The following is a 15,528-nucleotide window of genomic DNA, read 5'->3' as shown; positions in this document are numbered from 1 at the left end:
TCCCGCTCCAAAGGCGGACGCTTCGCTCCCTCTACCCGATTCCGTCCTCCTCCGCTGCTATGCTCGCCGAACTGATTTTAAAAAATTATTGCCCTCGCTATTCGCTGGGCAACTTTTTGCTGGCTCGTTACTTCGTTTAACTCGCTACCGTTTTTAAACCCTGAATAACTCGCGGAGCTGGCGCTCCGGCGGGCGGATCAGGCTGCGGGCCGCTTGTTGGCTCGGGATTTCTATTTATTCCCCCTCATCAGGGGAAATCCCGCTCCAAAGGCGGACGCTTCGCTCCCTCTACCCGATTCCGTCCTCCTCCACTGCTACGCTCGCCGAACTGATTTTAAAAAATTATTGCCTTCGCTCTTCGCTGGGCAGCTTTTTGCTGGCTCGTTACTTCGTTTAACTCGCTTAATAATTAAGGGCATGAACCTACCGCAGATACATCTGCAACGGTTGTAATTGCAACTCGCGGATGGCTTCTGCCACCTGCTGGGCAAGGCGGCGGGCGCCGCGTTCTTGAAAATGCGTGTTATCCTCCACACCCGAAGGGAAATTCACATACTCTCCTGGCAGCACCCACATAAAGTCGTCCTTGGTGCCCTCAACGCCCGCCTGCTCGAACAGAAGGCGGCTGCGCTCAGCCAGATCGATCAGCGGTACACCTTCCTGTTCCGCCAGCTCACGTACGGCGATGATATAATCGCCATGCGTATCGGTCAATGTGCCATCATCCGCAAAATAGCGACGATGTACCGGGGTTATGAGCACCGGACGAGCCTTGGCTTCACGGGCAGCATCGATATATTTTTTCAGATATTCCTTATATGTTGTGAATGGGTCGGTCCCACGTTCAGGGTCCGGCTTCTCATCGTTATGTCCAAATTGAATAAACAGAAAATCCTCGGGTTTGATTCGCTCCAGAATAGCGCTGAGCCTGCCTTCATTCATAAAGCTGCGGGAACTGCGCCCTGACTGGGCATGATTATCCACTGCCACATCATGTTTGAACTGTGCTGGCAATAGCTGGCCCCAACCACAATACGGATACCCACTTTCCGGCTGGTCCGTTACGGTTGAATCCCCGGCAAGAAATATAGTCATGGTCTGATTCGCAAGGGTGATCTCTAACGCATTAATTCTTGGCGCGGGACCGGAGAATGACAGACGAAGTCTGCCACCACGAACAACGACTGAGAATCGCACCTCTGCAAATTGCCCGGGAAGTGTACGAATGGTTGGCAGTACAAGCCTGCCCTCACCAGCTTTCACACGGGTCACTGTCTCAGCCAATTCATCACCTGCAACAAGTAAAACTTGATAGGTTCCATCGGGAACATCCACAATGAAGGATGCTTTGAGCGGAATACAGAAGCCCGAACGCAATCGGGCAGACATGGTTGTCTGCCCCGGATTGTTATGATGTTGTTTCGTGGAATTCGACACGTCATCATCTCCGATGCGTTGTTTCTCATACACCAGAGAACCCGCTTCGAATCCGTATCCGCCTCGTTCCTCATATGCGGTTGTTGCAGTTACTTTCAGATAATCCCCTGTCTCATCTGCTCTTCCCGAGTCCGGTCCAAAGTTATACTTCCAGCTGGTCACGGACACTGCCTGGCCCTCTGCCGCTGCTCCCATGGCAACGGCCTGACGATCCTGAGCTTTATTCAAAAGCGATAACCTCCTTGGTTAACTTTCGTAAACGTTTAATCGGGCAAGATACGAAGTTATACAGTTAAGCCTGCTTATCCTTTCAATCCGCTGGTGCTCATCCCTTGAACAATTTGTTTCTGGAAGATGAAGAACACAGCTACAACCGGAACCAGACTGACGATGGACATCGCAAACATGGCGCCCCAGTTGGAAGCAGATTCGCTATCCAGGAACATTTTCAGTGCCATCGAGACGGTATATTTCTCAGGCGAGTTGAGGTACAATACCGGGCCGAGCAGATCCTCCCATCTCCAGTAGAAGGAGAAAATCGCTGCTGTTGCCAGAGATGACTTGATCAGCGGCATAATAATCTGAATATATAATCTGAATTTGTTACATCCATCAATGGTTGCAGCCTCATCCAGCTCCTTCGGAATTGTTCGAATGAACTGTACCATCAGGAAGATGAAGAACGGCATTCCGAAGAATGTAGGGACAACGATTGGCAGAATCGTATTCAGCCAACCCAGCTTCGTGAAGATAATGTATTGAGGAACCAAGACCACGTCATGTGGCAGCATCAGCGTCAACATCATAATGGAGAACCAGAAGCTACGACCTTTGAAGCTAAGTCTGGCAAAACCAAAAGCGATCAGCGATGACGATATCACAGCACCGATGGTAGATATAACTACAATTACAAGGGAGTTGGTGATGTAATCCATGAACGGTCTTCCTGCTGTTCCTTTCCAACCATCCACATAGTTACTCCAGATCCACTCTGCTGGAAACAGGGTATCTGCGGTAACAAAGATCGTACGACTTTCCTTGAATGAACTGAAGAGCATCCAGAGTACGGGATAGAGCATCAGGAGGGCAAGAGCTGCAACGAACAGGTGATACACGGGCCATTTTACATTTTTCCATACCATCATCGTTACTTCCCTCCTTCAGATTCATAGAATACCCAGTACTTGGATGTCAGGAAGACAGCCACCGTGAGTATTCCAATCATAATGAGCATGATCCAGGCCATTGCCGAAGCATACCCCATGTTGTTAAACATAAATGCCTGACGGAACAGATACAGGGAGTACAGCATGGTACCATCCATTGGGCCGCCTTCGCCTTTGGAGATAATGTAAGCAGGTACGAAGGTCATGAATGCCCCAATTGTCTGCATGATCATATTGAACAGGACGATTGGGCTAAGAAGCGGCAAGGTGATGCTGAAAAATTTTCGAACCGGATTCGCACCATCCACACCTGCTGCCTCGTACATCTCAGGGGAAATGTTTTTGAGACCAGCCAGGAAGATCAGCATGGACGAACCGAACTGCCACACAGACAGTGAGATCAGCATAACCAGGGACGCATTCGGGTCACCAAACCAGCTTATAGGCCCAATCCCAATTGCCGTTAGAGCGCTGTTGATAACACCCTCATTACTGAAGAGGTTACGCCACATAATAGATACAGCCACACTACCGCCGATAATGGATGGCAGGTAATACAACGTCCGGTACGTTCCAATCATACGAGAGCCAGTATTGAGGACCATCGCTACGAAGAGGGCAAAGATCAATCTTAACGGAACCCCAATGAATACATACAGAAACGTCACTTTGACCGAGTTCCAATATTTCGGGTCATCAAAAAACATTTTGGTGTAGTTATCGAGCCCAATCCACCGCGGAGAAGTGAACAAGTTATAACTCGTGAACGACATATATAAGGATACAAACATGGGGATGAGTGTGAAGCCCAGGAATCCAATAATAAACGGGCTTATGAACGCATATCCGGTTAAGTTTCGACGTAACGACGAATACTGCCTCAATGGAACGAACCTCCTTCATGGATCAGCTTGCTCTCTCATCCTTACTTCGGTCATCTGGACGGGGAAAGGCCCTCGCATTCGCGAGCAGCCCCATTCCCGACCATCCCTGAAGTGGGACGAGCAAGCTATCATTCAACTGTTATTTATTGTTTGCAAGTACCGATTCGGCATTTTTGCGGAATGTTTCTGCTGCCTGTTCAGGTGTGATTTTGCCAAAGTTCAACTCTTCAACCACATCGGCCAGAGCAGAGATTACTTCCGGTGAACCCACCGGTGGCGGTGAACTCATTGGTGAAGCCTTAGGCTCCATTGCGGCTACGAATTCAAAGACCTGTTTCGTGGCGTCACTCAGCTCAGGTGCGATGGCTTCCTTGATTGCTCCGGAGATTGGTACACCGCGCTCCCCTTTGATCAGTTTGTTGGCTTCCACGTCATTCACCCAGAAATCAATGAATTTAGCCGCTTCTTCCTTCACTTTGGAGTTGGACGTTACACCCCAATACATACTTGGTTGCATATAAAGTCCTTTTTCCATATCAGGTCCTGGCATTGGAGCAATTTCGAGCGGACGGTTCGCTACCTGTTGCAAAGCTACGAACTGGTTGGACCACTGCCATACGCCAATTCCTTTTTCCTTCACGAGATCCGATTCCTCAATAATGCCTTTGGTTTGGTTGGCTACATCCGGTGTAGGTGCTGCGCCCTGCTCAATCATGCGGCGCATAAGTCCGAAGAATTCAACAAACAATTGGTCATCATCATAACCAAGACCTGTGCCTTCCGCATTGTATAGCGACAACCCTTTGGTACGCAGGAAGTAATGGAAGAAGATATCCGGAGCTACCCCTCCATCCAAATACAGACCTTTCTCAGCGGCTTGTTTACCCAGTGCTTCGTACGACTCCCAAGTCATATTGTCAGGGATTGCATCCACGCCTGCTTTTTTAAGCAACGCCGGATCATATTGGAAGCCCAGAACGTTAACACCGGCAGGTACACCGTATTGTTTACCATTAATTACACCTGTGCTAATTACATTCTCAGACACATCGTCCACTTTGATCTGGTTGCCCAGATAAGGAGCTAGATCCTCAAGCTGACCATTCTGTGCATATTGGCTGATGTAGGAAATATCCATCTGAACGATGTCAGGCAATTGATTTGCTGCTGCTTGTGGTGCGAGCTTTTTCCAGTAGTCATCAAATGAAGCATATTCCACGTCAATTTTGACATTCGGATTTTTCGACTTGTATAGGTCAATGACCTTCTGTGTATATTCATGCCGTGCATCCGAACCCCACCAAGCGATCCGCAGAGTAACCGATCCATCCGAAGACCCCTGTTCGCTTCCTCCACCTGAACTACATGCCGCTGTAAAAACGAGCAACGCAGCCATCATCAGGAATATTGCCTTTTTCACCATGCCAATCTCCCCTTTTATGTTGATATGGTTGTGTGAACGCGTTACCCTCTTATTTCTGATAACGCTTTCACAAACTTGTTAATGTCATTTTCGCAAATGTACGACCAGAGTTGAATACACAAAACCGTCTTGTTGGTTCAAAAAACAGAGGAGGACAACAGCCCCCTCTCAGCGCTGTTCATCCTCCCCAGACATGAGCCATACGATTGATATCTCATTGTTATATGCCGATCCTGCGGAATTCCGTAGGTGTCATACCGGTCCATTTTTTGAACACCTGACTGAAATATTGCGAATTACCGCCGAATCCGAACAACTCAGCTAGTTCGAATACTTTAACATCCCCGCCTCTGCGGATATGATCACACGCCCGTTCGATGCGCAGACGATTGACGTAATTGGAGAAATTCTCGCCCGTGACTTTTTTGAAAATCTTGCCCAGATAATCCGGATTCATATATAACATCTGATGAGCGACTCCATTGAGCGAGAGATCTGCCTCTCCATAATGACGATCCACGATATCCATCATCTTCTCCACGGCGGAAGACTGGCGGCTGATATGGTTTTTGTAATACCCGGAAGTTAGCCGGGCTGCACTGCTTGCAACAAAAGTTTTTAATCCAGATAACGTATCGATATGAGGCAGTTCCGCCATACGCTGGGTGAATTCTGTTGCCTCCTCGGGCGGACATACATGAACCATCGCAGAATACAGCTGCACTACATAAGAACGAGTCACCTCAATCTCCAACTGCTGACGCGATAATAGATCAAACAGACGATCCACCTCTGCCGCGGTTTCTTCTGTATTGCCCGATTTGATCAACTGACACAGTTGCTCCGCATCCTGTTCTACATGCACGCCGTCGCATTCTCCTGCCAGAACGAGATCATTCTTCGTGATCAGTTTGCCTTCACCAATAAAAAAGCGATGGTTCAGATACTGCAATGCCTCACGAAACAACCGCCGGGACTGGATCATTCGATCTGCTTCACTCAGTGCAGCGGTCACTTCCAGTTTATATAGTCTGGTAAATGCAGCCCGAACCTCTTCAATATTTTCTTCCAATCGGCCCGGATCAGTTGAATCCGCAAGCAGAATCAGAAGTTTGCCTTCAATGGTAGTGCTTAACAGTACATCCGGTAGCAGATCACTGGCAATGTTTTTGATCGCAAATAAGTGACTGTAATCATGCTCATCTACGATTCGGAACAACAGTAACCGAACTGTGTTCTCTTCAAGCTCCAGATCGAACAGCTCCTGATAATATTCCAGATCAACTGGCCCATAGGTTCGGTTGGTCATGAATTCTAGCAGAAATTGCTCCTTCACATGCGGAAGGACACGCTGCAATCGCTGTTTCATCTCCCCAGCAACATGCTCCTTCACTTGAGCATCCTGATGTTCCTGCAACAGTTCGGTTAACGCATCATGGATCTGATTCTCATTACATGGTTTGAGCAAATAATGCTTCACACCATATTGCATCGCCCTGCGGGCATACTCGAACTCCTTGTAGCCGGATAACATGATGAAACGTACCCCTGGATATGCTTCCGATGCCTTCTCTATGAGTCCGAGACCATCCAGACCAGGCATGGAGATATCCGTAATAATAATGTCAGGTCTCGACTGCCCGATTTTGTCCAATGCTTCAATCCCATTCCTCGCCGTACCCACCAATTCCGTACCTGCCGCGGCCCAATCGACCACTTGGGAAATCCCCTCCAGAATGACACGTTCATCATCTACGAGCATCACTTTGTACATCGTCATCGTCCTCTCTGATCCAAGGTATGCTGATCGATACTACAGTTCCTGATCCGGGCTTGCTGCTCATCACCATTCCACCTTCATCACCGAAGGTCAGTCTGATTCGTTCCTGGATGTTAGATAACCCAATGCCCTGTCCTCTTGTCTGAATACGTCCTTCGTGTAGTTGTTCCAGAAATTCCGGTGTCATCCCCGGACCGTCGTCTTCGACTTCGATAATCACCTTATCTCCATCTGCTCTCGCCCGAATACGAATTCGGCAGGGTTCAATGCTTGGTTCGAGTGCATAATGTATGGCGTTCTCCACGAGTGGCTGTAACGTTAACTTGGGAATCCGGGCCGTTCCCACCTCAGGGGCAATCTCCATGTCAAAATTAAGTCTCTCCTCAAAACGAGTGCGCTGAATCGTAACGTAACTGCGGACTATGTCCAGCTCTCTTTCAAGCGTGATCCACTTCTCGGACATATTCACAGAGCTGCGCAGCAGAAATCCAAGCGCCTCAACCATTTCCGAGATCTGTCGTTGCTTCTGCACTTTGGCCAACCAGTTAATTGATTCCAACGTGTTGTATAGAAAATGTGGATTAATCTGCGCCTGAAGCGCTTTCAACTCCGTCTCACGAATCACCAATTGCTTAGCATAGTTCTCATCAATCAATTCACGTATCCGTTGAAGCATCATCTTGAAGGTGCGATGCAGCAGCCCCACCTCATTCTGTGGAGATATGGGAACATTGCCAAGGGCAGCCTCCTCCAGTTTATCCAAATCGCCTTTTTCGATATTACGCATCTTTTTGATCAACTGCGCAATTGGGTGGGTGATACTGCGAGAAAACTTCGCTCCAATAATCAGTGCGACCAGAAAAATCATAATAAAGATGACCGTGACCAGCTGTTTGACAAACTGAATTTGTTTAAACATCTGATCAAAAGGCGTCGTATATAGGTAAGTCCAGTCAGTGTAGGAAGAGTTGGCCCGGGCGACAAAATAACGACCATGCTCAAACATGGCGATGCCATAAGGTTGGGTCCGCTTCAATTCTGACTCTATCTCAGCTTCACTGACTGCTGATTCTGTTGGATAGATCACTTCTTTTCCATCCGTAATCAACAACTGGGAGTCCTCTGCCGGTTCTTGCATCTGATCCTGGACAATTCGGTCCAGACGGACACGGATAATCAGCGTACCGAGCTTTTCCAGCGTAAACGCCCCACCCGTAAAAGATTTCACCTGTCGGACGGATAAAAGCCTAGCTTGTTGATCCCCGCTGGTATGCCACACATTGGACCCCGAATATCGGTCTCCCAGTGTCACCAGTTCCTTCTGTTTTGTCTCCGAAATTCCTTCCCGGTTCCCTGCAGCCATAACGTTATTATCATTATCGATAAATAGCATGGAATAGACGTATTTCTCAGACCCTGCATAAGCTACTAACCGGTTAGTAATTTTTTTGCGCAGACCATTTTTCTCGTAACCTGTCTCGGCCTTTTCAAGTTGAAGCAGATATTGCTGAAGCGGCTCATCTGACATCACCTTGAAAGAGAGACTGGACATCTCACGCAGTTGATTCTCAATGCCTACTGAAGACATATTGAGGACTTGCGAGGACTTCTCGTAGATTTGACGATCATAGATGCTGAACACATATCGGAGCACAGACGCATAAAACGTAAAGCTGATTAACATCAAAATGCCAATAAGAAGAATCGTTTTGTGATGAATCGGCAGTGTTGTGAAAGCGTTCTTAATTTTAGTCATCCTAAGCGCTCCTTTGCCTTGCGAAGGGTGCTGTCGTGTTATGGTTTAATCGTTTTATTGTAAGTTATTTTCATATTTACACATCCATTGGGCATCTGACAAGATATATTTATCCAACATTTCAGGTCATTAGAGGAGTGATCCATCTGTGTCAGCAACTCAAAAAGAACACAAAACAGCCAGAATGCCTTGAACAAATCAAGGCATTCTGGCTGTTGAATCACATCATGCTAAAGCATGAAACATATCTTACGGATTAACAAAAACAGTTTTCAGCTTCGCTACATATTGCACATCAAAGCCAAGTCCTTCAGCTACCATGGCAAGGGGTACATAGGTTTTAGACTCTTTGCCTACCTTATTCAGAAATGCAGGTGTATCCACGTTAACCGATGCTCCATTTACCTTCACTGCATTGGCACCAATCTTCACAGCAACCTTCCGATCTCCATATGTAATGGTTGCGGTTGAAGTCTTGTTATCCCATACCGTAGTGGCACCAACAGCGTTCACGATATCTTGAATCGCCACAAAGTTTTTGCCGTTACGGATAATTGGTTTGTACGGTGTATTCAAGGTTTTACCACTCACGATAATATTCATGGGTTCACCTGTGGCAGGTGCAGTCAGCTTGGTGTAATCTCCCCAGATCGTTTTGGCAAATACTTCGGCAATGGCCGCATATCCGAATTGATTCGGGTGGAAATCACGATCTTTGATCATATGAGTCATCGTGCCTTCACCGCCAACAAACTCTTTGGCCACGTGTGCGACTTTGACATTGGTTCCTTGAGCAGAGAATTTAGCTGCGATTCCATCAATCGTCTGTGTGAAACCTTGGGATGCCTCCATCAGTTTGGCATAGAGTGCCTTGCCCGCTACTTCTGGCATCGGTTGATATTGGTCTGCGATGACAATTGTAGCGGTCGGATTAATTTCATGGATCGTATTAATCGTTGCACTAACATTGTCTGTATATGTTGCAAGTAATTCTTTTAATTTTGTTTGCAGTTCCTGATCACTCAGTTTGTCTGCTGTACCGAGAAGCTCAGATACATCATTTCCCCCAATGGTAATTGCAACCAGATTGGCTTGCGCTACACTCTCACGGATTGCAACAATATTGGCTCCGATCTGCCCTGCTCTTGGATCAGGAAGACTTGGTTGAATGGCTTCGGAAGTCAGTGTTTTGCCATCCTTAATTGCAGTAGTGAAGTTTTTCAGACCACTGGTCTTAAGTCCCGCAATCCCGTAGTTGTCCACCTGTGTACGTCCGTGCAGCAAACCTTGCTCTTGCAGACGTTCGACATAACCATAAGGCAATTCTTTCGTGTTGGGCTCATAACCTACCGTTATGGAATCTCCCAATGTGACGATGCGGAACTCCTTCGTTACGACTACTGCATCTTTCTTCGCAGTCAGCGAAGCTTCGTTTGTACCCGCTGGCAGTACACCGGTTTTGGTGTCAGCCGCGTGTGCAGGCAATGCAGAAGATGTGAAGAGCAGCATTCCTGCCAACATGCTCGCCGTTAAACCGGCAGCCGTATTTTCCCATATCCGTTTACGCTTCATTAAGGTAACACTCCTTTTCGTGAATCTATCTTCATTCACACTAATATATAGTACATCGCTCATTCCAATGATATAAGTTCGTGTTACTCTATTCTATCATTTTAAAGCAGGCGCTGTCCTCTCTGCTGGAAGTGCGCATGAAATAACAGACTCCCGGATGGGGAGTCTGTTACTGGTGAAGCACAGTTATGACATTCAGTGATTAGTTAAGATTGCGGCTTATCCGAGTCTTGGGCATTCGAATGACCCTTGTCGCTCTCCGGTTTGTTCCCGGTAGCTCGCTCCAGATATCGATCATAACGATCATCCAATTCGCGTGCCATCTTCCGGTACTTTAACGTTTCCTCGACAATCGGATCACGCTCTGTCTGGATTCGCACTTCATATTTGGGAGGAATCAGCTGGCGTTCACGCTGATCGGTGTCGCCGGACTCTTCCATGTCCCCTTCCGTCAGCATATCACTGAGCCGTCGTTCCAGTTCTTTGGATTCATCCATTGTTCTCGCTCCTTTAATTAAAGTCATACATGCGTTAAATATTGCTATTGTACGTTCACTTCGTGTACAGAACCATCTTCCGATCGCTGTTATCCCCAGATTTCTTTGATCCCCTTTCCAAGGTAGAAATCCGGTGATAAAGGCGTAGCATATGCTTACGAAGCAGCTTTCTTTCAGTAAGCTTTTAGCTCCGCTTCTTCAGATGCTTTCTGTCCCCTCCGTTAATGTACAATTAAAAATAATTAAAGCATCGATGAGTTGAATAAACTCACTCCAGACCCGTTGCTTTCGCTTCCTTCAACACATCCGTCAGTGCATCATGGATTTTGCCATTGCTGGCAACGACATGACTTACTGACAGTTGATAAGGTGTTCCGATGGTATCGGTCACCTTGCCGCCGGATTCTTCAACCAACAGCGCACCTGCGGCAATATCCCACGGTTTCAACCCAACTTCGGTGTAGGCGCTGAGACGCCCTGCGGCAACATATGCCAGATGAAGAGCGGCAGATCCGCCTGCACGCAAGTTACGAACTTGCGGAGCCAGCGCCTGCACAGCAGCCATATTCAGTGGCAACGCAAAGGTTGTGTCTGCCGGGAATCCAACCGCGATCAGGCTCTGAGCCAAATTCTGTTCACCAGATACTTGCATCCTGTTGCCGTGAACGTAAGCTCCTTTACCTTTTTCCGCAACAAACATTTCATCACGGGAAGGGTCGTAGATCACGCCGACAATGACTTCACCATTATGAGCCAATGCGATAGACACCGAGTAAAACGGGAATCCGTGTACGAAGTTCGTCGTTCCATCCACCGGATCAACAATCCACAGGAACTCTTCTTCCTCGGCCTCTTTCAATGCTTTTGCCGAAGCTTCCGGTCCCGGTTCTACGCCTTCTTCACCCAGAATGGCATGGTGGGGAAAATGCGTAAGAATCAGGCGGCGGATCATCTGCTCCGCTCCTTTATCCACTTCGGTCACCAGATCCTGGGGTGAATATTTGGTGCCAAGTTCAGCTACCGTCCCAAGACGGCTTTTGATCCATTCGCCAGCTTTGGAAGCTGCATTAATAGCAACGGCAGTATAGCTTTTGCTTGTCACGACATAAGGTATCTTTTCCTTCTCATTCAAAGCGTTCACTCTACTTTCTATATCAATCTACGAAAAGTTGAAATACTTGTTAAAAGTATACGCCCCGCAGGTCGTAAAGTTTCTCGTTGCCCAAGCCCCTTTTGGCTCTACGGATGAATGATGACGGTAGACTCGTCCACCCACTCCACGCCTTCTTCGTGATAGAATGCCAGCTTCTGCATCAGCTGCACAAGAGCCTCATCCTTGCGTTTGGCCTCAATCATCACGTCAAGCCTTGGGGTGTCTGCTGCGATATGACGCAAGAAGTCGAGCATAGGCTCTACCTCCACGCCATCCGCATGACCTCGCACATCCTTTTCACTCTTCGGACTGGAGACATGAATTTTGGGTGGCAATGGCTGATCAGCCGGTGAATCTGCCTGGGCAAGCGGTGACTCCCAGGTCTTCAAAATATCAGGCCACAGATCCCATGGCTGTTCTCCCTCGTTGTTCACCCACTGGTGATGGATATCCAATACCATGGGTAATCCCAGGCGCTGGCACACGGCCAGTGTCTCGGGTGCGTTGAATGTTTTGTCATCATTTTCGAGTGTGAGCCGCTCCTGAATGTCCCGATCCAGCTTCAAAAAATTTTCTTCAAAACGAAGCGCCGCCGAAGGCTTGTCCCCGTATGCACCACCAATATGTATATTGTTCTTGGCAGTGGCATTCAGCCCCATGGCATCCAGCATCCGAACATGATGACGAAGGTCGCGAATCGAGTTGCGCAGAACTTGCTCACGGGGTGTACTAAGTACGGTAAAATGATCCGGATGAAAGGAGACACGCATATGATTTTCCTTCACAAAATCACCTATGGCCGCAAAGTCCTGCTTCAGAGCCGGGAACGGGTCCCAGTCATTCAGATCCTCGTGTGTTGCCAGTGGAATCAATTTGGAAGAGAAGCGATATACATGAATATGGCTGCCCTTGTTGTGCCTGAGCAAACGTAATGTATTATGCAGGTTCTCGGCTGCAATCCGTTCGAGCTTGCGGATCGCTGCTTCCCTGTCATCGATTTTGTTAAAACTCGACATGGTCATGGTCCGGGAAGGCGAGGCATTCTCTATGAGCACGGACATGGCCACGTAACCAAAGCGTACGAGCATGAATTTCTTCCTCTCTATTAGGGCGGAGAACCTGCACGGCATGTTCAGCCGTCAGGATGTACCGTCACTGTATATAACCAAGTTTTACCCTAAAAGAGTGACCATAATCGTATTCTGGCAAATCAGTCCATCCAACCCGCATTCCCGGTCAAAATCACTACTCCTGCGCTTGTTCTCCAAAGAACATCTCATCGGCAAGCGCGGTCTGGATACGTGATTCTTCCTCCGTCAGTTTGCGGATCAGTTGCATCTCCACTTCGGTTACTTCTTGCCCCTGGAAGTTGATCTCTGCAATGGAAACCACGATCTTCACGATGGCTACAGCCACGTTATCCGGTGTGTATGCAATCACTTTCTGGCCGGTAGGAAATACCCGGAAGCCCTGTTTGACCATTTTGCCGCGTCCGTATTCAAGCAGTTCGAACAGCTCCTGCTCACTCTTGAACTTGCATACGGAATTGAATTCAGTCTGAAATCCCATGCATATCCCTCCTGATCTTGTGGTTGCAGGCTACGCCTGTACGCCGTTCTCGTAATTCAGTGCCTGCTTGCGGTTGTAACGCTCCAGTGCCAGCTCAATCATGCGATCCAGCAATTCGGCATACGAGACACCTGTCTCACGCCAAAGAAGTGGATACATGCTATAGGGTGTGAAACCAGGCATGGTGTTCACTTCATTAATAAGCAATGCGCCGTCATTTTTCCGAATGAAGAAGTCCGCACGTGAAATGCCGTTACCTTCAATCGCACGGAACGCCTGCAGAGCTGCCTCGCGAATGCGATCTGCGGCCTCCGGGTCCAGTGGAGCTGGGATCAGCATCTGTGATTGACCATCAATATACTTGGCTGCATAGTCATAATACTCACCGGAGGATACGATCTCGCCTGGAACGGAAGCCATTGGCTCGTCATTGCCGAGCACGCTAACCTCAACTTCACGTGCTTCAACGAACTCCTCAATGACCACCTTCGTATCATACCGTAGTGCGAACTCGACAGCTGTCTTCAGCTCATCGCGGTTACGCGCTTTGGAGATGCCCACACTGGAGCCCAGATTGGCCGGTTTGATAAAACAAGGATACCCCAGCTGATCTTCGACCTGTACGATCATTTCGTGCTCTGTCTGCTTCCATTGTGTAGCATTAAAATACGTAAAGGCACATTGGTCAATGCCAGCCTGTGCAAACAGCTTTTTCATGACCACTTTGTCCATGCCGCCAGCCGAAGCGAGTACACCTGCACCTACATATGGCATATCCGCCATCTCGAACATGCCCTGAATGGTGCCATCCTCGCCAAACGTACCATGCAGCAGAGGGAACATTACGTCCAGCGCTTCTGCTCCGCCATACAATCGACCAAACAGTGCGTTCAGCGCATCCTGCGTTCCACCCGCCGATTGCTCCAGCTTCAAATCTTCAATCTGCGCGAACGGCGCATGCATGACAGGTCCTTTTTTCCACGTCCCCTGCTTGGAGATATAAAAAGGAACCAGTTCATACTTCTCGTAATCAAATGCGTTCGTTACAGCAAACGCCGTTTGTAGCGACACCTCATGCTCGCCTGATTTTCCGCCGTACACGACGCCTACTTTTAATTTATCCATACTCATGTGTACCCTCCGATTATCTGTGCCTGATGCTGTCATGCTTGCATGCTCAGCACCCTTGTTTTTCTGCTTGTGTTATCTGGTCTTATTTTACACGGAACTGGATGTCTGCGTCACCGCATCCCGAAAATCTTTCGTGTTCAAAACTCATCTGAAATATGAAAAAGCCGGTATACCGTCCGCTCCGTCCAAGCGTAAGAATCCCGGTAATCCCAAAATCGGTGACGGCTGCTAACCGTGTGTGCGTTGACCAGCGGCATACCACCTGCATCAAACGCGGTCACAACGGTGCTGTGCTGAAATCGTCCATCTCCATCCCAATCGTAGAGAATAACATCACCGAGCATCAGCTGCTCAGGACGCTCCACTTCTGTCGCGGTCAGACCCCAGCTGCTGCCTGACAAATAACGCTCCAGACTGTTGGAAACTGCCCAGCTGTAACTCCACATTTCGGAGCCGTTCACATACCCCTTATACCACCAGCCGGCTTCTCTTCTACCAGTATAGTGGATGGGTGCCCCCCCTGCAAAGAGACATTGAGACACGTAATTAGTGCAATCCACATCAAATTCCTCAAAGGCCGGATTCCCCGCATTCCACCACCGATCCGCATAGGCAACCGCCAAATCTCTGCGATAGGCTTGTTGCCGTGAGCTTCTTCCCTGACCCAACACTTCCCGATTCAGCAGCGGTCGATTCATCGCCTGTACAAAATCAGCTTGTTGAAACGGACGCCCTTCCCCCGCAGGGCGACGCTCCGGCACTTCTCGCTCAACCCGTCCAATGATCCATCCACCACTCTGCCGCAGAAAGGTTAACCGCTCCCGCTCAATCCGGTCCTCCCGGTGGGTAATACCGCTCTTCTCATAGAACAGTCTGCTGTACAATTGTACATCCACCACAGCTTCTTCCTGTCCATCCATAAGCGTGCGCACAAGCTTGGCGCTGGTCTCGCTGCGAAGAGGCACGGCGCGCCGCTTACGATACCATTCGTCCAGCCTTGCCATACGCTCTCCCCGTTCCACCACGAATTCAGGATCGGTAACGATCCGTTCGCTGGTCTGTGGACGGTAGTCGATCTCACAGCGATTGTACTGGTTCACGTAAGTATATAAGGCACTCTTCCATTCCCGTTCCAAGCCTATGTCCCCCTTTGGCATGAG

General features: G+C 48.5%; 13 protein-coding genes. All 13 read right to left on the bottom strand.

Going from position 1 to position 15,528, the window contains the following annotated elements:
- Window positions 1–423 precede the first annotated feature (423 nt).
- Window positions 424–1,665, bottom strand: a complete 1,242-nt coding sequence (locus MKZ12_RS03455; RefSeq protein ID WP_339258727.1) for a rhamnogalacturonan acetylesterase — start codon at window positions 1,663–1,665, stop codon at window positions 424–426.
- 74 nt (window positions 1,666–1,739) lie between these two features.
- Entirely contained in the window at window positions 1,740–2,579 is an 840-nt protein-coding gene (locus MKZ12_RS03450; RefSeq protein ID WP_339242906.1) for a carbohydrate ABC transporter permease, read from the bottom strand.
- Between the two features lie 5 nt (window positions 2,580–2,584).
- Complete coding sequence (locus tag MKZ12_RS03445) at window positions 2,585–3,487, bottom strand: sugar ABC transporter permease (RefSeq protein WP_253429934.1); 903 nt, start codon at window positions 3,485–3,487, stop codon at window positions 2,585–2,587.
- A gap of 139 nt (window positions 3,488–3,626) precedes the next feature.
- On the bottom strand, window positions 3,627–4,910 hold the full coding sequence (locus tag MKZ12_RS03440) for a sugar ABC transporter substrate-binding protein (protein WP_339239437.1): 1,284 nt from the start codon (window positions 4,908–4,910) through the stop codon (window positions 3,627–3,629).
- A gap of 220 nt (window positions 4,911–5,130) precedes the next feature.
- Window positions 5,131–6,684: a response regulator gene (locus MKZ12_RS03435; RefSeq protein ID WP_339239436.1), complete on the bottom strand. Its 1,554-nt coding sequence runs from the start codon at window positions 6,682–6,684 to the stop codon at window positions 5,131–5,133.
- Window positions 6,659–8,446 carry a histidine kinase gene (locus tag MKZ12_RS03430; protein ID WP_339258725.1) on the bottom strand — a complete coding sequence of 596 codons (1,788 nt, stop codon included), beginning with the start codon at window positions 8,444–8,446 and terminating at the stop codon, window positions 6,659–6,661. The genes MKZ12_RS03435 and MKZ12_RS03430 overlap by 26 nt, the downstream gene beginning before the upstream one ends.
- Before the next feature lie 249 nt (window positions 8,447–8,695).
- Window positions 8,696–10,018: a stalk domain-containing protein gene (locus MKZ12_RS03425; protein WP_339258723.1), complete on the bottom strand. Its 1,323-nt coding sequence runs from the start codon at window positions 10,016–10,018 to the stop codon at window positions 8,696–8,698.
- A 206-nt stretch (window positions 10,019–10,224) separates the two neighbouring features.
- Entirely contained in the window at window positions 10,225–10,515 is a 291-nt protein-coding gene (locus tag MKZ12_RS03420) for a hypothetical protein (protein ID WP_339258721.1), read from the bottom strand.
- Between the two features lie 268 nt (window positions 10,516–10,783).
- Window positions 10,784–11,656 (bottom strand): inositol monophosphatase family protein, encoded by an 873-nt coding sequence (locus MKZ12_RS03415; protein ID WP_339258719.1) that lies wholly within the window; start codon window positions 11,654–11,656, stop codon window positions 10,784–10,786.
- A gap of 98 nt (window positions 11,657–11,754) precedes the next feature.
- The gene (uvsE, locus tag MKZ12_RS03410; RefSeq protein ID WP_339239429.1) at window positions 11,755–12,756 is read right to left on the bottom strand and encodes a UV DNA damage repair endonuclease UvsE; all 1,002 of its coding nucleotides are present in this window, start codon (window positions 12,754–12,756) and stop codon (window positions 11,755–11,757) included.
- 157 nt (window positions 12,757–12,913) lie between these two features.
- A complete protein-coding gene (locus MKZ12_RS03405) occupies window positions 12,914–13,237 on the bottom strand; it encodes a hypothetical protein (RefSeq protein WP_062837611.1) in 324 nt (107 codons plus the stop codon).
- 30 nt (window positions 13,238–13,267) lie between these two features.
- Window positions 13,268–14,368, bottom strand: coding sequence for a D-alanine--D-alanine ligase (locus MKZ12_RS03400; RefSeq protein WP_036614110.1), 1,101 nt, complete (start codon window positions 14,366–14,368; stop codon window positions 13,268–13,270).
- Window positions 14,369–14,505: 137 nt separating this feature from the next.
- On the bottom strand, window positions 14,506–15,510 hold the full coding sequence (locus MKZ12_RS03395; RefSeq protein WP_339242904.1) for an amidase domain-containing protein: 1,005 nt from the start codon (window positions 15,508–15,510) through the stop codon (window positions 14,506–14,508).
- Window positions 15,511–15,528 lie beyond the last annotated feature (18 nt).

It is taken from the genome of Paenibacillus sp. FSL R5-0713 (assembly GCF_037973325.1).
Classification (GTDB): Bacteria; Bacillota; Bacilli; order Paenibacillales; family Paenibacillaceae; genus Paenibacillus.
This window is presented reverse-complemented; position numbering and strand designations above follow the sequence as displayed.